The 18,807-nt window shown below is 52.0% G+C and carries 14 protein-coding genes and 1 other annotated feature (1 of these 15 cut by a window edge); of the genes, 2 read left to right on the top strand and 12 right to left on the bottom strand.

Features of this window, described 5'->3' with window-relative positions; translation table 11 throughout:
- Positions 1-112 precede the first annotated feature (112 nt).
- Positions 113-1,834, top strand: coding sequence for an Rqc2 family fibronectin-binding protein (locus I8U21_RS06810; RefSeq protein WP_181730803.1), 1,722 nt, complete (start codon positions 113-115; stop codon positions 1,832-1,834).
- 91 nt (positions 1,835-1,925) lie between these two features.
- Here I8U21_RS06810 and pyrE read toward each other — a convergent pair whose 3' ends face one another.
- The 11 genes from pyrE to I8U21_RS06755 form a co-directional block, all read right to left on the bottom strand.
- Entirely contained in the window at positions 1,926-2,498 is a 573-nt protein-coding gene (gene pyrE / locus I8U21_RS06805) for an orotate phosphoribosyltransferase (protein WP_198053562.1), read from the bottom strand.
- Between the two features lie 17 nt (positions 2,499-2,515).
- Positions 2,516-3,229, bottom strand: a complete 714-nt coding sequence (gene pyrF, locus I8U21_RS06800; RefSeq protein WP_198053561.1) for an orotidine-5'-phosphate decarboxylase — start codon at positions 3,227-3,229, stop codon at positions 2,516-2,518.
- 13 nt (positions 3,230-3,242) lie between these two features.
- On the bottom strand, positions 3,243-6,455 hold the full coding sequence (carB, locus tag I8U21_RS06795; protein ID WP_181730806.1) for a carbamoyl-phosphate synthase large subunit: 3,213 nt from the start codon (positions 6,453-6,455) through the stop codon (positions 3,243-3,245).
- Positions 6,448-7,539, bottom strand: coding sequence for a glutamine-hydrolyzing carbamoyl-phosphate synthase small subunit (gene carA / locus I8U21_RS06790; RefSeq protein ID WP_198053560.1), 1,092 nt, complete (start codon positions 7,537-7,539; stop codon positions 6,448-6,450). The genes carB and carA overlap by 8 nt, the downstream gene beginning before the upstream one ends.
- 19 nt (positions 7,540-7,558) lie before the next feature.
- A complete protein-coding gene (locus I8U21_RS06785) occupies positions 7,559-8,851 on the bottom strand; it encodes a dihydroorotase (RefSeq protein ID WP_181730808.1) in 1,293 nt (430 codons plus the stop codon).
- Positions 8,848-9,777 (bottom strand): aspartate carbamoyltransferase catalytic subunit, encoded by a 930-nt coding sequence (locus I8U21_RS06780; RefSeq protein WP_232337560.1) that lies wholly within the window; start codon positions 9,775-9,777, stop codon positions 8,848-8,850. The genes I8U21_RS06785 and I8U21_RS06780 overlap by 4 nt, the downstream gene beginning before the upstream one ends.
- A gap of 18 nt (positions 9,778-9,795) precedes the next feature.
- Complete coding sequence (gene uraA / locus I8U21_RS06775; RefSeq protein ID WP_181730809.1) at positions 9,796-11,160, bottom strand: uracil permease; 1,365 nt, start codon at positions 11,158-11,160, stop codon at positions 9,796-9,798.
- Positions 11,161-11,298: 138 nt separating this feature from the next.
- On the bottom strand, positions 11,299-11,844 hold the full coding sequence (pyrR, locus tag I8U21_RS06770; RefSeq protein WP_198053559.1) for a bifunctional pyr operon transcriptional regulator/uracil phosphoribosyltransferase PyrR: 546 nt from the start codon (positions 11,842-11,844) through the stop codon (positions 11,299-11,301).
- Between the two features lie 202 nt (positions 11,845-12,046).
- The gene (locus I8U21_RS06765) at positions 12,047-12,982 is read right to left on the bottom strand and encodes an RluA family pseudouridine synthase (protein ID WP_232337558.1); all 936 of its coding nucleotides are present in this window, start codon (positions 12,980-12,982) and stop codon (positions 12,047-12,049) included.
- Positions 12,979-13,467 carry a signal peptidase II gene (gene lspA, locus I8U21_RS06760; RefSeq protein WP_181730811.1) on the bottom strand — a complete coding sequence of 163 codons (489 nt, stop codon included), beginning with the start codon at positions 13,465-13,467 and terminating at the stop codon, positions 12,979-12,981. Before lspA ends, I8U21_RS06765 begins: the two co-directional genes overlap by 4 nt.
- A 79-nt stretch (positions 13,468-13,546) precedes the next feature.
- Positions 13,547-14,242 (bottom strand): TraR/DksA C4-type zinc finger protein, encoded by a 696-nt coding sequence (locus I8U21_RS06755; RefSeq protein WP_198053558.1) that lies wholly within the window; start codon positions 14,240-14,242, stop codon positions 13,547-13,549.
- 182 nt (positions 14,243-14,424) lie between these two features.
- On the opposite strand from I8U21_RS06755, the gene I8U21_RS06750 reads away from it, so the two are divergent.
- On the top strand, positions 14,425-15,777 hold the full coding sequence (locus tag I8U21_RS06750) for an amino acid permease (RefSeq protein WP_198053557.1): 1,353 nt from the start codon (positions 14,425-14,427) through the stop codon (positions 15,775-15,777).
- Between the two features lie 74 nt (positions 15,778-15,851).
- Here I8U21_RS06750 and ileS read toward each other — a convergent pair whose 3' ends face one another.
- Entirely contained in the window at positions 15,852-18,659 is a 2,808-nt protein-coding gene (gene ileS / locus I8U21_RS06745; protein ID WP_304650712.1) for an isoleucine--tRNA ligase, read from the bottom strand.
- 19 nt (positions 18,660-18,678) lie between these two features.
- Positions 18,679-18,807, bottom strand: a binding site (T-box leader); it runs 101 nt beyond the window's last position.

Here is an 18,807-nt window from a genome sequence, read left to right as displayed (position 1 = left end):
AGACGAGCTGTCAAACATACCTGAACCGGACTATCGGATTTCCGCCGGAACCAAGATGTTGTAAAATGGAAAAGTGTGATGACTTTTGAAACTGGAATAAAGGATGAAACATATGTCATATGACGGATTGGTCACCCGGGCTGTGGTGAAGGAACTCGATCAGGCACTTGCCGGCGGGAGAATTACCAAAATCTATCAACCGGGTGAATTTGAATTGCTTCTGGTGATTCGCTCGCAAGGAAAAAATCATAAATGTTTGCTTTCGGCACATCCGGCATACCCCCGTGCCCAACTGACCCGGTCTGCTTACGAAAATCCCAAAGAGCCTCCGATGTTTTGCCGTTTGCTCCGGAAACATCTGGACGGCGGAATCATCGAAAGCGTGGAACAAATCGGATTGGAACGAATCGTCCACTTCCACCTTCGCGCCAAAAATGAATTGGGCGACTTCGTTTCGCGCAAGCTGATCATTGAAATCATGGGCCGGCACAGCAATATTATTTTGGTGGATCCTGCCACCGGCACCGTCCTTGACGGAATTCGCCGGGTCAGCCATGCCATGAGCCAATACCGGCAAATCTATCCGGGCGCTTCCTACACGGAACCTCCATCGCAAAACAAGGAAAATCCGCTGGAAGTGACAAAAGAGCGGTTTATTGCCGGGTTTGATTACAACCAGGGCCGTTTGGACAAACAAATCGTTCAGCGGTTCACCGGAATCAGCCCGCTCATTGCCAAAGAAATCATTCACCGGGCCGGATTGGGCAGCCGCGACCAGCTGTGGGAATCTTTCTCCCGCTTGATGGAGAAGGCCAAACATCACGAATATGCCCCTGCGATCATGCAAACAGGGGAAAAAACCGTATTTTCCGTGTGGCCGCTTTCCCACATTGAAGAAATCGTCCATCGCACCGATTCCATCAGCGAACTTTTGGACCATTTTTATTACGGCAAAGCCGAACGCGACCGGATCCGCCAGCAAACCTCCCAGCTGATGCGCAAGCTAAAAAACGAAGTGGATAAAAACAAGAAAAAGATCAAGATCTTGCAAAAAGAATTGAAACAAGCGGAAAAAGCGGATCATTACCGCATGCTGGGAGAACTGGTCACAGCCAACCTGCACCAAATCAAACGGGGGGAAAAAACGGTTGAGGTGATCAATTTTTACGACCCGGACGCCCCGTCCCTGACCATTGAACTTGATCCCACCTTAAGCCCGGCGGAAAACGCGCAACGATACTTTAAAAAATACAACAAATTAAAAGCGTCCCGAAAATGGAACCAAGAACAGATCGAAAAAGCCCGTGCCGACATCGAATATCTTGAATCGGTGCTCACCCAAATCGAAAATGCCGGGTTGAACGATATTGAACAGATTCAGGAAGAATTGGCGGAAGAAGGCTGGCTGAAAAAAACTTCCCGGCAAAACAAGCCGCGCAAAAAAGAAGCTCCCGTTCCTTACGAGGCGACGGCAAGCGACGGGACCCCGATTCTGATCGGGAAAAACAACAAACAAAATGACTACTTAACCCACAAGCTGGCCGCTTCCTCCCATATCTGGCTGCACACCAAAGACATTCCCGGTTCGCATGTCGTCATTCGTGCCAGCGAGGTCCGGGAAGAAACGCTTCTGGAGGCCGCCATGTTGGCCGCCTATTTCAGCAAAGCACGCGATTCCGCCCAAGTGCCGGTCGATTACACCCGGATCAAACATGTCAAAAAACCGGCCGGCGCCCGCCCCGGATTTGTCACTTACGATCATCAACAAACGATCTATGTCACACCGGAAAAAGAAGTGATCATGCGGCTTTTAAACAATCAAACCCAAAAATGACGGCAAAAAAGGAGTCAGAGGAAATCTGACTCCTTCAATTTTGCAAAACAAAAAGGCCCCGCCATGGCGAAGCCTTCGGGAGCCGCGATCCTCACCGGTTTCCGCGGCTTCCCGGTTTGGTGACGGGGATCCCTTCTTTGCACAAGGGACAAGCTTCGGGGGCAAAACTTTCGATCTCCACCTTTTTCAAAGACAGGTAAGGCTGACGGAACGGATTTTGCCCGCCGGTCCGGTCCACAATGGAACCGACGCCCACCACGTCTGCTTTTCTTTCTTCCAAGAGCCCGATCACTTCTTTGACCGATCCCCCGGTGGTCACCACGTCTTCCACCACCAATACTTTTTGGCCCGGAGCAACTTCAAAACCGCGCCGAAGTTGCATCACCCCGTCTTTTCGCTCGGCGAAAATACACGGCACATTCAGGGCACGGGCCACCTCATGGGCGATGATGACTCCGCCGAGGGCCGGTCCGGCCACCAGATCCACGGAGATGCCTGCAAATTTTTGGGCCAACGCTTGTCCCGTTTTTTCGGCATCAGCCGGATGCATCAAAAGCTGTGCACATTGCATATACCGGGCGCTGTGGCGCCCCGAGGACAAAAGGAAATGCCCTTCTTTCAGCACCCCTCTGCGTTTTATCGCTTCATCCAAAGTCCAAGCCATCTGTTCCACTCCTTTTTTTAACGTATCTCTTCCACCAGGGACTGAAAGGCTTTTTTCGGATCCGGCGCTTGTGTCACCGGACGGCCGACCACCAGGTAATCGGCTCCGTTCAACACGGCCTCCCGGGGAGTGACGATTCGTTTTTGGTCGTCACTTGAAAAACCTTGGGGGCGGATGCCGGGGGTCACTGCCAAAAATCCCGTCCCGGTCACTTGTTTGACCCACCGTGCTTCCAACCCTGAGCAGATCACCCCGTCCATCCCGGCACCGCAGGCCAGCGACGTCAATTTCTGCACCGACTCACGGACATCCCCCGGGATACCGAGTTCTTGGTTTAACATCTTCTGATCCGTGCTTGTCAGCTGGGTCACCGCCAGCAATTTCAACCGGCGGGATCCGTCAGCATGCTTATCGGCAGTCTCCCGCGCTTTCTCCATCATTTTTCTGCCGCCGGAGGCATGGATGGTGACAAAATCCACCCCCAACCGGCTGAGCGATTCGATCCCTTTGGCCACCGTATTGGGGATGTCGTGCAGTTTCAAATCCAAAAAGATGGTATCGCCGGCGTTTTTCCGCTTCTCCACCCATTGTGGTCCCGCGGCGAAAAACAGCTGATACCCCACTTTGATCAACGGCCGTTCGCCCGGATCCCAAAGAGAAAGCAAGCGGTCTGCTTGCTTCTCATCCGGAACGTCCAACGCAAGAAAGATTCGGTTTTGCGGATTTTCCATGGTTCCTCCTCCTTTACACCAGCATCCGGGCAGGCTCCGGCTTTTTGAGCGGTTCCGCATGGAATTGAATCGATTCCAGGGTTTCCAACAGAGCTTGCACCGTGTCCAACGAGGTCAAACAAGCAACGCCGTGTTCCACCGCTTCCCGGCGGATCCGGAAACCGTCCCGTTCGGGCGTTCTTCCCCGCGTCCAAGTGTTTACAACCAAATCGGCTTTTCCCTGGCGGATCCAATCCAGAATGTTGGGCGATCCTTCCTTCAGCTTGTTCAGCCGCTTCACGGGCAGGCCGGCTTTCTCCAAGATTTCCGCCGTGCCTTGGGTGGCGACAATGTGGTAACCCAAATCATAGAATCGTTTCATCAAGGGAAGGGCTTCTTCTTTTTCTTTGTCCCCGATGGTTGCCACCACCGTGCCGAAGCGCGGCATCTGGATGCCGGCAGCCATCAGGCCTTTGTACACCGCCCGGGCATAATCCCGGTCTTTTCCCATCACTTCCCCGGTGGATTTCATCTCCGGCCCCAGGGCGATGTCCACTTTCGTCAGCTTGTCAAAGGAGAAGACCGGCACTTTCACGGAAATGAACTCACTTTCCGGCCACAATCCGGTCTCATCATATCCTTGCTCCCGCAAATTGATTCCGAGCATGATTTTGGTGGCCACTTGCGCCATGGGAATCCCCGTGACTTTGCTTAAGAAGGGAACCGTTCTCGATGACCGCGGGTTGACTTCCAGGGTGTACAATTCATTTTGATACAAGACAAATTGAATGTTGATGATTCCCTTGATGTGAAGCGCTTTGGCGATTTTTTCCGTGATCCGGGCAACCTGCTCTTTTTGCTCCCCGGTCAGGGTTTGCGGGGGATAAACGGCAATCGAATCCCCGGAATGGACCCCTGCCCGTTCGATGTGTTCCATGATGCCGGGAATGAGAACTCGTTCCCCGTCGCAAATCGCATCCACTTCGACCTCTTTGCCCAACAGGTAACGGTCGATCAGGACAGGATGTTCCGGATTCACTTTGACCGCTTGCTCCATGTAAGAGCGCAGTTCCATTTCGTTATGGACGATTTCCATGGCACGCCCTCCCAGCACATAGGACGGGCGGACCAACACCGGATATCCCAGGCGCCGGGCGGCTTCCACCGCTTCATCCGCCGAAGTGACCGCCGTTCCCGGAGGCTGTGGAATTTGAAGGTCGCTCATCAACTGTTCAAATTTTTTCCGGTCTTCTGCACGGTCAATTTCTTCCAAAGAGGTGCCCAACAACCGGATGCCTTCATCCCGCAAGTCCCGCGCCAGATTCAGAGCGGTTTGCCCTCCGAATTGCACGATCACCCCGAGCGGCTTTTCTTTTTCAATGATGTTGAGAACATCCTCTTTAAAGAGGGGTTCAAAGTACAGGCGGTCAGAGATATTGAAATCCGTCGAGACCGTCTCCGGATTGTTATTGATGATCACCGCTTCATAGCCGGCTTTTTGGATGGCCATGATCGCATGCACGGTCGCATAATCAAACTCGACCCCCTGACCGATCCGGATCGGTCCCGAACCGAGGACCACAATGCTTTTTGCTTTGCTTACCGCCACTTCGTCTTCGGATTCATAAGATGAATAATAGTACGGGGTATTTGCGGCAAATTCCGCGGCACAGGTGTCCACCATTTTATAAACCGGGACAATGTGGTGCTGTTTCCGCAACGTGCGAACCTCTTTTTCCGTCCGGTTTGTGAGACGGCCGATCGCCCGGTCCGTCATCCCGAATTGCTTGGCCTTTCTGAGCAACTCCGGGGCAAGGGAACTGGATGCTTGCAATTCTTTTTCCAGTTGGATGATGCGCCCGATTTTATACAGGAAAAAACGGTCGATTTGGGTGAGTTGATGCGCTTCTTCCAGGCTGTATCCGCGCCGGAACCATTCCGCCAGCAAAAACAGCCGCTCATCATCCGGTTTTTGCAGCCGTTTTTTCAACTTGTCACCGGGAATTTCCCCGGTTCCCGGCAGGTTCAAATCATCCTGCCCGATTTCCAGCGAACGCACTGCTTTTAAAAGCGATTCTTCCAATGTCCGCCCGATGGCCATCACTTCTCCCGTCGCTTTCATCTGGGTTCCAAGTTCCCGGTTTGCCGAGACGAATTTATCAAACGGCCAGCGGGGAATTTTGCAGACCACATAATCGATGGCCGGTTCAAAACAAGCACTGGTTTGCCCGGTCACCGGATTTTTTAATTCGTCCAGCGTGTACCCCAGCGCAATTTTGGCGGCCACCCGGGCAATCGGATATCCCGTCGCTTTGGAAGCCAGCGCACTGGAACGGCTCACCCGCGGATTCACTTCAATGACATAGTATTGGAAGCTGTGCGGATCGAGTGCAAACTGGATATTGCATCCGCCACGAATGTCCAAGGCCCGGATGATTTTCAGCGCCGCTTTCCGGAGCATCTGGTGTTCCCGGTCCGTCAAGGTTTGACTCGGGGCAAACACGATGCTGTCGCCGGTGTGCACGCCCACCGGATCAAAGTTTTCCATGTTGCACACCACGATGGCGTTATCCGCGGCATCGCGCATCACTTCATATTCGATTTCTTTGAATCCGGCGATGCTCTTTTCGATCAGGCATTGGGTGATCGGGCTGTAACGGAGCCCGTTTTCAACAATCTCCCGCAATTCTTTTTCGTCTTTGGCGATGCCCCCTCCGGTTCCGCCCAGTGTGTAAGCAGGCCGGACGATCACGGGATAGCCGGTTTCGCCGGCAAACCGGAGTGCTTCGTCGACCGTGTGCACAATCGCGCTTTCCGGAACCGGCTCTCCCAGCTCCTGCATCAATGCCCGGAACGAATCGCGATCCTCTGCACGGATGATCGCTTGCAGATCGGTTCCCAGAAGACGGACGCCTTCCCGTTCCAAAACCCCTTGTTTGGCCAATTCCACCGCCAAGTTTAAGCCTGTTTGCCCTCCCAGGGTGGGCAAAAGGCCATCGGGACGCTCTTTGCGAATCACTTGCGTGATAAATTCGGCGGTCAGCGGTTCAATATAGACGCGATCTGCCATGTTGGTATCGGTCATGATCGTGGCCGGATTGCTGTTGACCAAAACCACTTCCAATCCTTCTTCTTTCAGCGCCTGGCACGCTTGCGTCCCGGCGTAGTCGAATTCCGCGGCCTGCCCGATCACGATCGGCCCGGAACCAATCACCAAGATTTTTTTCAAGGTCGGATCTTTAGGCATTGACGGTCTCTCCCTTCCGTGCAAAAGACTCCATCATCTCAAGAAAACGGTCAAACAGATAACCCGAGTCAAGCGGGCCCGGTGCCGATTCCGGATGATATTGGACGGTGAACACCGGCAGGGTTTTGTGCCGGAGCCCTTCGACCGTCCCGTCGTTCAACGCGATGTGCGTGATTTCCAATCCGGTGTTTTTCACCGAGTCGGAAGTGACGGCATAGCCATGATTTTGCGAAGTGATCACGGTCCGTCCGGTTGCCAGCTCCTTCACCGGATGGTTTCCTCCGCGATGCCCGAATTTCATTTTTTCCGTGTCGGCTCCGGCGGCCAGCGCGACCAGCTGATGTCCCATGCAAATGCCAAACAGCGGCATTTTCCCCATCAATTGTCGGATGGTGCGGATTCCCTCCGGCACATCCTTGGGGTTCCCGGGACCGTTGGACAACATCACCCCGTCCGGCCGGAAGCGCAGGATTTCTTCGGCTGAGGTACTGTAGGGAACGGTAATCACCTCGCAATTGCGATTCACCAACTCCCGCACAATGTTGTGTTTGGCTCCGAAATCCATCAAAACCACCCGTTTCCCTTTATTCGGGGAAATATGAATGCTTTTGGTGCTGACGCGCGCCACTTGGTCCCGCATCAACGGAAACTTCATTTGTTCATTCAATTCCGCCAAACTCTCTTCGCCGGTGGTGATGATTCCCTTCATCGTTCCGTGCATGCGGATTTTGCGGGTCAGCATCCGGGTGTCGATTCCGGAAATTCCGATCAATCCGTATTCCTTCAGAAACGTTCCCAGCGGCAATTCGTTGCGCCAGTTGCTGGCATATTCGGCATACTCGCGCACGATCAAACCGTGCGCATAAGGGCGCAGGGATTCGTTATCATCGCGCGAGATCCCGTAGTTGCCGATCAGCGGGTATGTCATAACCACAATTTGCCCGCAATAAGAAGGGTCGGTCAGAATCTCCTGATAACCGGTCATGCTGGTGGTAAACACCACTTCTCCCCTTTTGAACCCTTCTGCCCCGAATGATTCGCCAACCAATAACGTACCGTCTTCCAACAGCAATCTTGCTTTCACGGACGCTCCTCCTTTTCAACTACATCAGACAATCGTCATCTTGCCATGTCACTTTTCCGTCCAAGATGGTCAGAACCGGCCACCCTTTTAATTTCCAACCGGCAAACGGGGTGTTGCGGCCTTTGGAAGCAAAGTTCTTTGGATCAATCACTTTTTCCCGGTCCAGATCAATGACCGTGATATCGGCCGGTCCCCCTTCCACCAGGCGGCCGTAAGGCAACCGGAAAACTTGCGCCGGTTTTAAGGTCATCTTGTCGACCAATTCGTGCAACGTGAGCACACCTTTTATGACCAGATGCGTATAAAGCAGCGGAAATGCCGTTTCCAAACCCACAATGCCAAACGGGGCCTGTTCGATGCCCGCCTGCTTTTCTTCTACCGTATGCGGGGCATGATCCGTTGCAATGAAATCGATTGAACCGTCTTTCAATCCCTCGATCAATGCTTGCCGGTCCTCTTTGGAACGGAGGGGCGGGTTCATTTTCCAATTGGGATCGGGCCCCGGAATATCTTCATCACACAACAGCAGATGGTGCGGCGTCACTTCGGCCGTCACTTTTTGCCCGCGGGCTTTGGCCTCCCGAACCAGCCGGACGGACGCTTGGGTACTGATGTGGCAAACATGGTAATGCGCTCCGGTCTCTTCCGCCAGCAAAATGTCCCGCCCCACATGGATTGCTTCTGCAGACGAAGGGATTCCCGTCAGGCCGTGCTTTTTTGCAAACACGCCTTCATGGACGCATCCGCCTTTGGCAAGCGTGTCATCCTCACAGTGGGCCACCACCGGAAGGTCTTCCGCCACGGCTTTTTTCATCGCTTCTTTCATCATCTTGGCACTTTGCACGCCGACCCCGTCATCGGTGACACCGATCGCCCCGGCTTTCTTCATGCCGGCCATATCGGTCAATTCTTCCCCCCGTTGTCCGACGGTGATGGCACCATAAGGCAAAACCCGGGCCAAACCGGTTTTCTTTGCACGGTCGATGACTTCTTTGATTTTGTCCGGCGAATCGGTGACGGGGTTGGTGTTCGGCATCGGCGCAATCGTTGTGAATCCGCCGCGTGCCGCCGCCCGGCATCCCGACTCGATCGTCTCTTTTTGCTCAAATCCGGGCTCGCGCAAATGAACATGCATATCGATCAAACCGGGGCAAACCAGTTTTCCGTCGGCCCAAATCACCGTCACTTCTTCATCCGGCCGGATCTCCGGGGCAATCGCCCGGATCTTTTGCCCGTCAATCCACAAGTCCCTTTGCACCAATTCTTTGCTTTCCGGATCCAACAAATTCCCGTTTTTCAGCAGGATACTCAACGAAAATCCCCTCCCATCGCTCTTTCCACGGCTGCCATCCGCACCCAAACTCCGTTTTTCATTTGTTCGAAAATTTTCGAACGTGCATCTTCAACCATATCATCCGCTATTTCCACGCCCCGGTTCACCGGTCCCGGATGCATGATGATGGCATCCGGCTTCATGAGCCGGGCCCGCTCACAGGTCAGCCCGAATTGCCTGAAATAGGCTCGTGCGGAAGAAAACAGCGTTTGGTCATGCCGTTCCAACTGCACCCGCAGCATCATCACCACGTCAGCTTCCCGGAGAGCATCTTCAAACGGCACATAAGGCGCCAGTTTTTCAATCTCTTCATCCCGCATCTCTTCCGGACCGCTCACCATGATCTCCATGCCAAACCGGGACAACGCCCAGAGATTGGAACGCACCACCCGGCTGTGCTTGATATCGCCGATCATCGCCACTTTCTTTCCTTCCAACTCTTTGAAATGCTTTCTCATGGTGTACAAATCCAACAAGGCTTGCGTCGGGTGTGCCAGGGATCCGGCCCCGGCATTGACGAGCGCGCATTCCGGCAGCCGGTCGGCCAATTCCTGAAAAACAAGGGGGTCCGCGTGCCGGATCACCACGACACGGACTCCGAGCGAAGACAAGGTTTTGACCGTGTCATACAGCGATTCTCCTTTGGCTGTGCTGGAAACTTCCGGGGAGAAATGAAGCACTTCCATCCCCAACTTTTTTTCGGCCACTTCAAAGGAGAAGCGGGTCCGGGTGCTCGGCTCGAAGAACAGATTAGCCGCAAACCGTCCTTGATACGGCGCTTGTCCCGGTTGCCAATGCTCCTCCCAATACTGTGCCCGGTCCAAAAGCGATTGTATTTCATGTTTGGATAAATGCCCGGTATCAAACAAATGGTTAGGGGCGAACCTTCGTTTCGTCGCAGTCAAATGAATCCCTCCTGTCTGTCAGGCTGCTTCCGCCAACTCTTTTTGCCGCGAATCTTTTTCAGGCAAGACCAGATTGAGCAGAATGCCGGTGACGGTTGCCAACGCCATGCCTTCCAATTCCAGATGGATGTCGGCCAATTTCAGCAACGCTCCTCCGACCCCGATCACCAGAATGACCGAAGCAATTACCAGGTTGCGCCGGTTATCCAAGTTCACTTGGTTTTCAATCAGCATCCGCAACCCGCTGGAGGCGATGACACCAAACAACAGGATCGAAACGCCGCCCATCACCGGAGTGGGAATGGTTTGAATGAGTGCCGATATTTTTCCCACGAAACTGAACAAGATGGCCAGGACAGCCGTTCCTCCGATCACCCAGACACTGAAAATGCGGGTCATGGCCATCACCCCGATGTTTTCCCCGTAAGTGGTGGCCGGAGGGCCGCCGATCAAGGCAGCGATGCTGGTGGCAAGCCCATCCCCCAGTAAAGAACGGTGCAATCCGGGATCTTTCACCAAATCTCTTCCCATGATGTTCCCTTGTACCACCAGGTGTCCGATGTGTTCGGCCAACACCACCAACACCACCGGCAACATCACCACGGCCGCATGCCACGAAACAACCGGTGCCGTCAACTCAGGAACGGCAAACCATTTGGCTTCCCTCACCGCAGTAAAATCCACCATCCCCATCATCAAAGCCGTCAGGTATCCGCCAATCAACCCGAGCAACACCGGGATGAAGCGAAGGAATCCGCTGAATGCCAAATTGGCCGTGATGGCGATTCCCAAGGTGACCAGTGCCACGGTGAAGTTCTCCAAAGAATAAACTTGCAATTGAACCTTCCCGTTTTCCGGATCGACGGATTGAATGGTTCCGTCCAACGCCGCCCATCCGCTTGCGGTTTGCGGCATGTCCACGATCACTTCTTTTTTGCTGGCCATGTCCACCGCCGTACCTGCCAGCGAAAGACCGATGACTATCACCACCGAACCGATCACGACCGGGGGCAGCAAATGATCCAGCCATTTCACGCCAAACCGGTATACAATCAGGGCCACCACTCCGTAGGCAATCCCGACCAGGAAACATCCGAATAACGCTTCCCCCAGATGCTTCCCTCCTTGGGAGAGGGTGATCACCGGAACAATGAAGGCAAACGAAGATCCCAGATATGCCGGGATTTTGCCCCGTGTCACAATCAAATAGGCCAGCGTCCCGATTCCGCTGGATAACAGCGCGACGGCCGGATTCATTCCCGTCAACAACGGCACCAGCATCGTGGCGCCAAACATGGCGAACAAATGTTGAAAGCTGAGAAAGAGCCATGACAAAGCTTTGGGTTTTTCATGCACGTCCATGACAATTTTTTGTGAACTCATTGGCCTTAACTCCTTTGTTGGGATAAAAAAACGTCTCTTTGCCCACACGCAAAGAGACGCAGTAAAACAATACAGCGCTTGTTTGTCAACCGCATCCCTTTGCCGGACTCACTGGACCGATTTAAAAGGGATTGATGCTTATCCTTGATTTTGTTGTCGGATACTGACCCGTTCTTCTCCTTCATCTACTTCCGAGAGATAAACCGAAACCACTTCCGCCCGGGAGGTGGGAACATTTTTGCCGACATAGTCGGGACGGATCGGCAGTTCGCGATGCCCGCGGTCAACGAGGACAGCCAGTTGAATCATCTGCGGGCGTCCCCGGTCGATCAAAGCATCCATGGCGGCCCGAACCGTTCTTCCCGTAAACAAGACATCGTCGACCAAAATCACTTTTTTTCCGCTGATGTCCGGGATGTTGGTTTCCCGCACTTCGGGTTGGTCATTTTTTTCCGTCAAATCGTCGCGATAAAGCGTGATGTCCAACTCACCGCAAGGAAGGGATTTTTCTTCAATCTGATGGATCCGCTCTTTCAGCCGGTCAGCCAGATAAATCCCTCTGGTTTTAATCCCGATCAGAACACAGTCATCCACGCCCTTGTTCCGCTCCAAAATTTCATGTGCAATTCGGGTTAACGCCCGGCGAATCGCTGCTTCATCCAAGATCACTTTTTCCTTTCCCATGCTCTAAAGAACTCCCTTCTTTAATTTCGGTGGCACAAAAAAAGTCTTTGCCTTGCCAGACGGCAGACAAAGACCTCCTGAAAAAGGGCATACCAACCCTTTTTTACATTTCCGTGCCCTTGCCAGCCTCACTGGACTGGATTTAAAGGTTCCTTTTCACTTATCTGTATCATAACGGTTGGCTCTGTGCTTGTCAACAAACCTACTGCTTTAATGCCTTGTAAATTTTCTCCATATCCTCCGGCCACTCCGCTTCCAAGCGGATGCGCCGGCCCGTTCTCGGGTGCGTAAAACCGAGCACTTGGGCATGCAGGGCTTGCCCCTCGATCGCATAGGCATTTTTCTTCGGACCGTAGACCGGGTCCCCGATAAGCGGATGACCGATATATTTCATATGTACCCGAATCTGGTGCGTCCGGCCCGTCTCCAGCCGGCACTCCACCCATGTCGCCTTATCAAACCGTTCCCGCACAAAAAAATGCGTGACCGCCGGTTTGCTGTTTTGCGAGATCACGGTCATTCGCTGGCGGTGTTTGGGATCCCTGCCGATGGGTGCATCCACCGTGCCGTGATCGTGTGGAATCACACCATGGCAAAAGGCAACATACACCCGCTCAACCGAATGCTCCTTTAATTGTGCCGCCAACGACTGGTGTGCCAGATCATTTTTGGCCACCATCAACAAGCCGGAGGTGTCCTTGTCAATGCGATGAACGATTCCGGGCCGGGCAACCCCTCCGATCCCCGACAGTTCATCCCCGCAATGGGCCAAAAGCGCATGAACCAACGTTCCCGAGCCGTTTCCCGGCCCCGGATGGACCACCATCCCCCGGGGTTTATTCACCACAATGACATCCTGGTCTTCATATCGGATGTCCAGGGGAATCGGTTCCGGGCGGATTTCGGCCTCTGTGACCGGCGGGACTTTGAGGGTGACCACATCCCCTTGCTTCAAACGGTAATTTCCTTTTTTATTTTTTCCGTTCACCCAAGCCAATTGGGCACGGATCCATTCTTGAACCCGTGCGCGCGACCATTCTTCATTTTTTTGGGGAAGGAATTTGTCCAACCGTTCCCCGTCTGCCGAATCATCGACGGTCCACTCATAATACTCCATGTTTTCCCATGACTCGTTCATTGCGTGTCCCTCGCTTTGGTCAAAGGCTCTTTTTCCGCCGCGGGACTGGCAAAAGTCAACAAGACGAGCAGAAAAACGCCGACCACGATCGATGAATCCGCAAGATTAAAGATCGGAAATTGATAGGCGCCGAATTGGAAATGCAGGAAATCCACCACTTCTCCCAACCGGATCCGGTCGATCAAATTGCCGGCGGCCCCGCCCAAAATCAGGGAAAACGCCGTCGGCATCCAGGGTTTTTTTTCATCTTTGACCTGCCATAAGTAATAAACCACAAATCCAATGACAATCATCGTGATGGAGACAAACAGCCAAATTTTATCCTGCAAAATGCCAAATGCGGCTCCCCGGTTCCGGTGCGAGGTCAGATAGAAAAAACCGTCAATCACCGGAATGGATTCATACAGATTCATTTTATGTTCAACGAGCCATTTTGTGGTTTGATCCGATAAAAGAATGAGTAACGCAATCAAATAATATCTCAAGAGTCCTCCTCCTGTCCCCCACCGTCGGTAATCCTTTTATCCCTCCGATTGTAGCACAGGCCGGAGTCTTCTCACAAGCTTACGACAACGGGTCGTTCTTCCGTTCTTCCCGCTCTTTTTGAGCGTAGGCATCATTGTGGGTGATTTCGGTGATCTCATCCGTTTCCCCGGATAAATCCGTAATCGAAAACCCTTCTGTCAAGTCCACATACCCCCGGTGTTCATGCGAATCAACCGTCAACTCATTATAATTCCTTCCTTCCACAAAAAAATCCGGGGGATTGGAAGTGCCATACTGTTCCACATCCTGCCAGGCATCTTCTCCATCGTAAAAGTTCTTGTCACTTTGGTCCTGATTGTGGCCGCCGGGATCCATGACTTTTTCTTCCGCCGGACGCCGGATGGAGGAATGTTGCTCCGGATGATGATGGACACAATACTCCGCAGTCGGCACCGCTTCCAGCCGGTCTTCCGCGATCTCTTGGCCGCAAACTTTGCAAATCCCGTAGGTTCCCTGATCCATCCTCTCCAGGGCCTTGTCAATTTCCTTCAACCGGCGCTCATCATTTTCATTCAAGGCCAAATCTTTGCCCCGCTCGAAAATCTCCGTCCCCAAATCGGCCGGGTGGTTATCATAACCGGACAATTCACCGATCGATCCGTTCATGCTTTGATCCATGCCGTAAGAATCGTTTTGTTTCAACCGTTTTTCAATTTGGCTTTTTTCCTGTTCCAATTTCTGGCGCAGCCTTTGCCGGACAACCGGATTTGCCACTTTACATTTCACCTCCTGTTTGATGGAGTCAGCAATATCTTCTCCGCCTGACCCCCTTTTCATGTATCCCATTCGTTGGCGATCCGATAATTTCGAATAAACATAAATTTATTAAACCCCTTTCTTTTTCACTTTTATGCTGTTATGCTTTTGGGTAATAAAGTGAGGGGTGAAGACAACGAATGAGCCAATTGCAAAGAAAATTACGCCCTCGCCACGTTCAAATGATTGCCCTGGGAGGCGCAATCGGAGCGGGGATTTTTCAGGGCAGTGCAGAAACGATTCAATCCGCCGGTCCCGGGGTTCTGATCGCTTATTTGATCGCCGGAGTTTTGTTGTTTATTGTAATGGGATCGCTTGCGGAAATGGCGCTTGCCAACAAAGGATTGGATATAAGGGGACTCATTTATAAAGCATTGGGATACCAGGTTTCATTTGTGGTCGGTTGGATTTATTTCATCATGTGGATTTTGGTGATGGCCGTGGAAATCGTGGCCGCCGGAACCTTTTTGCATTACTGGTTTACCGGTCTTCCGGTCTGGCTGCTCAGCTTTTTGGTCGCTTTGGTGCTGGTCGGTTTAAACCTGTTGAGTGTCGGTCTGTTCGGAGAAGTGGAATTTTGGTTGACCGGCATCAAAGTGTTTACACTGATGGCTTTTGTCATTTTGGGTTCCGGATTGATGTTTGGATGGATTCCGACGGAAAATCCGCCGTATCTCACCCATCTGACGGCACACGGCGGTTTCTTGCCTCTCGGATGGAAAGGCGTAATTTCCTCCCTCTTGATTGTGATCTTCTCCTATGGCGGAACCGAAATGATCGGGCTCACCATCACTGAAATGAAAGATCCGGAAAAATCCTTGCCCAAAGTGATTAAAGATATCATAATCCGGATTTGCCTGTTCTATGTACTGCCCTTGTTTATTATTATGGGACTGGTGCCCTGGAATCAGGTCGGCGAGGCGGGAAGCCCGTTTGTCACTGTCTTTTCCGCTTTGGAATTAAAAGGCGTGGCGCACATCATGAATTTTATCCTGCTGATTGCCGTAACCTCCGCAGCCAACACCGGAATTTACTCCAGCTCCCGGGTGCTGTATTCGCTTTCGAAACAAAAAGAGGCACCTGCGATTTTCAGCCGGTTGAACAAAAACGGTGTGCCCATTTACAGCCTCATTCTATGCGCCGGCAGCTTGCTTCTGGGGTCAGTTGTCGCCATGGTGGCTGAAGAAAGCGTGTTTCAATACCTGATGGGAATTCCGGGTTACACCACCATCATGCTCTGGATCATCATTTGCCTTTCTCAGTTGAAACTGCGGAAACAATACAAGGAAAAACCTTTTTTCCAAATTCCTTTATACCCGTATTTGACGGGATTCACCCTGGCTGTTTTGTCGGTTATTTTCATCACACTGTTGCTGAATCCGGATAACATCATTAACAGCTTGGTCTTCCTGTCCATGATGATCGTTCTGTTTTGCGCAGCCCGGTTCAAATCAGGCCTTGCGGATCAGCCGTTGCCCGATTCTTCTTCTTGATTTTGTGCATGACAAATCCAAAGCCCCCTTCTCTTCGTTGAGAAGGGGGCTTTGGATTTGTTGCGTTATCTGTTTTATTCGCTCAAATCGACACCCAATTTTTTCACAATGGTGGCACAACGCGAGCACAGATGCGGATGGTCGGCATCTTGGCCCACGGTCGGGGAAATCACCCAGCAGCGTTCGCATTTTTCTCCTTCTGCCGTACGAACCGTCACTTTCACCTTCTCCTCCGCCGTCACGTCAGAAGAAGCTTCGTTCAGGACAACACCGGAGACAATAAACAGTTGATCCAAATGATCCGTGGACTTGAGCAACTCCCCGGCTTCCGGATTCGGCGTGATTTCGACAGCCGCTCCCAGCGAGTTTCCGATTAATTTTTCGGCCCGCGCTTCTTCCAGCGCTTTTAAGACCACATCGCGGATGGTCAACAATTCATCCCATTTTTTCTCCAGAGCTTCATCATACCAATCTTCCCTTGCAACCGGGAAATCACAAAGTTGCACACTGATTTCATGATCGCCCGGAATATATTTCCAGACTTCCTCCGTCGTATGCGGCAGGAAGGGGTTGGTGATTTTCACCAGCGTCAGCAAGACTTCATACAACACGGTTTGTGCCGAACGGCGCACTTCCGAATCCGTGGGCAATACATAGAGCCGGTCTTTTAACACATCCAGGTAGAACTGGCTTAAAAACACCGTGCAGAAATGGTGGATGTCATAGTAAACCTGGTGGAAATCATAGTCATCATAAGACTTGCTCACCCGCTCGACCAGACGATTCAGCTTGATAAGCGCATAACGGTCCAATTCGGTCAGTTCATTCAGAGCCAAGCGGTCCGAACCGGGATCAAATCCGTTTAAGTTGCCCAGCAAAAAGCGGAAAGTGTTCCGGATTTTCCGGTAAGCTTCGGCCGTTTGTTTCAAGATGGCATCCGAAATTCGCACATCTGCCCGATAATCTGAAGAAGCCACCCACAAGCGCAAAATATCCGCACCATATTGTTGGATCACTTTGGCCGGGGCAATCACGTTCCCCAAGGACTTGGACATCTTCCGCCCTTCTCCGTCCAAGGTAAATCCGTGGCTCAGCACCTCTTTATAAGGAGCTTGTCCTTTGGTTGCCACGGCGGTGGACAGGGAAGAGTTAAACCAGCCGCGATATTGGTCCGATCCTTCCAAATACATGTCCGCCGGCCATTGCAAGTTTTCCCGTCCTTCCAACACCGCACGGTGGCTGCTGCCGGAATCAAACCACACATCCATCGTATCGGTTTCTTTGCGGAACTTGTCATGGCCGCATTCGGAGCAGGTGGAACCGGGCGGCATCAATTCTTCAACCGGTTTTTCATACCAAACTGAAGAACCTCGTTCTTTAAACAGATTGGCAACAAAATCAATGGTTTCATCGGTTACATGGGGATGGCCGCATTTCGTGCAATAAAAGATCGGCAAAGGAACGCCCCAAATCCGCTGCCGCGAGATACACCAATCACCACGGTCGGCAATCATGTTGTGAAGGCGGATCTCTCCCCAGGACGGTGTCCATTTGACTTTCCGGATCTCTTCCAGCATTTTTTCACGGAATCCGTCAATCGACGCAAACCATTGTTCCGTCGCCCGGAAAATGACCGGTTTTTTGGTCCGCCAGTCATGAGGATATTGGTGGGTGATAAAGCCCAAATTTAACAAGTAGCCGGCTTCCTCCAGCTTTTCTGTCACTTTTTTGTTGGCATCGTCATAGAACAATCCTTCAAAACCGGGAGCCTGCTCCGTCATGCGCCCTTTCTCATCCACCGGGCAAAGCACGCCCAAGTTGTATTTCTGTCCAACATAAAAGTCTTCTTCCCCATGTCCCGGAGCCGTGTGAACACAACCGGTTCCTGCATCCAAAGTGACATGATCACCAAAAATGACGGGGCTTTCCCGGTCATACAGCGGATGCCGGCAAATGACGCCTTCCAGTTGTTTTCCTTTGAACGCTGACAGCACCCGGTAATCGGAAATGCCGGCCTCTTCCATCACTTTCGCCGACAAAGCTTTGGCCATCACCATTTTGCGTCCGTTCGCCTCAACCAGGTTGTATTCAAAATCCTCATGCAGGGCAACGGCCAGGTTGGCGGGAATCGTCCAAGGTGTGGTGGTCCAGATCACCACATAGGTATTGTCTGCCGAAAGCACAGCATTGCCCTGTTTCACCGGAAACAAAACATAAATGGACGGCGAGCGTTTATCACGGTATTCAATTTCCGCTTCGGCCAGTGCCGTTTCGGAAGACGGGGACCAGTAAATGGCTTTTTGCCCGCGATAAATATAACCCTTTTTCAACATTTCCCCGAACACGCGGATCTGTTCAGCTTCATATTCCGGTTTCAACGTTATATAAGGGTTGTCCCAGTCCCCCCGGACCCCCAGGCGTTTGAATTGTTCTTTTTGTTTATTGACAAAGGATAAAGCATACTCTTTGCACATTTCCCGGAATTTGACCGGATCCACGTTTTTCCGGTCCACTTTTTTCTTGCTGACGATGGCATGCTCAATCGGCAAACCGTGGGTATCCCAACCGGGAATGTAAGGAGCATAATATCCTTTCAGCGATTTATACCGGATGATGAAATCTTTGAGAATTTTGTTCAGGGCATGCCCAATGTGCAAATCCCCGTTGGCATAAGGAGGCCCGTCATGAAGAATAAAGGAATCGGCTCCTTTTCTTTTTTCCAGCACTTGCTGATAAATGTCGATCTCATCCCACCATTTTTGCATTTCCGGTTCGCGGTTGGGCAAATTCCCGCGCATTGGAAAATTGGTTTTCGGCAGATTTAATGTTTGACGGTAGTCCGGCATGTGTGTAATCACTCCTTTATCCTTTTCTAAAAACATAAAAAAACCTTCTGCATCCTCTAGGGACGAGAAGGTTTCCCGCGGTACCACCCTACTGGCTTCGTATCCTTGAATTGGAGACAAAACCTCTCAACCATCCTTAACGTGGATGACGCGGTCGACCTTACTCCAATTTCAGGTGACAGTT

Source organism: Thermoactinomyces sp. CICC 23799, from assembly GCF_016055145.1.
GTDB lineage: Bacteria > Bacillota > Bacilli > Thermoactinomycetales > Thermoactinomycetaceae > Thermoactinomyces > Thermoactinomyces intermedius.
The sequence above is the reverse complement of the archived record's forward strand: the minus strand, read 5'-3'. Positions and strand labels throughout refer to the sequence as shown.

Excerpts from the sequence above, each read along its gene's own strand:
- ileS (WP_304650712.1), bottom strand. The coding sequence starts at position 18,659 with ATGTTTTTAGAAAAGGATAAAGGAGTGATTACACACATGCCGGACTAC.
- I8U21_RS06765 (WP_232337558.1), bottom strand. The coding sequence starts at position 12,982 with ATGAACGAGTCATGGGAAAACATGGAGTATTATGAGTGGACCGTCGAT.
- pyrE (WP_198053562.1), bottom strand. The coding sequence starts at position 2,498 with ATGGCTTGGACTTTGGATGAAGCGATAAAACGCAGAGGGGTGCTGAAA.
- uraA (WP_181730809.1), bottom strand. The coding sequence starts at position 11,160 with ATGAGTTCACAAAAAATTGTCATGGACGTGCATGAAAAACCCAAAGCT.
- pyrF (WP_198053561.1), bottom strand. The coding sequence starts at position 3,229 with ATGGAAAATCCGCAAAACCGAATCTTTCTTGCGTTGGACGTTCCGGAT.
- carB (WP_181730806.1), bottom strand. The coding sequence starts at position 6,455 with ATGCCTAAAGATCCGACCTTGAAAAAAATCTTGGTGATTGGTTCCGGG.
- I8U21_RS06750 (WP_198053557.1), top strand. The coding sequence starts at position 14,425 with ATGAGCCAATTGCAAAGAAAATTACGCCCTCGCCACGTTCAAATGATT.
- pyrR (WP_198053559.1), bottom strand. The coding sequence starts at position 11,844 with ATGGGAAAGGAAAAAGTGATCTTGGATGAAGCAGCGATTCGCCGGGCG.
- I8U21_RS06810 (WP_181730803.1), top strand. The coding sequence starts at position 113 with ATGTCATATGACGGATTGGTCACCCGGGCTGTGGTGAAGGAACTCGAT.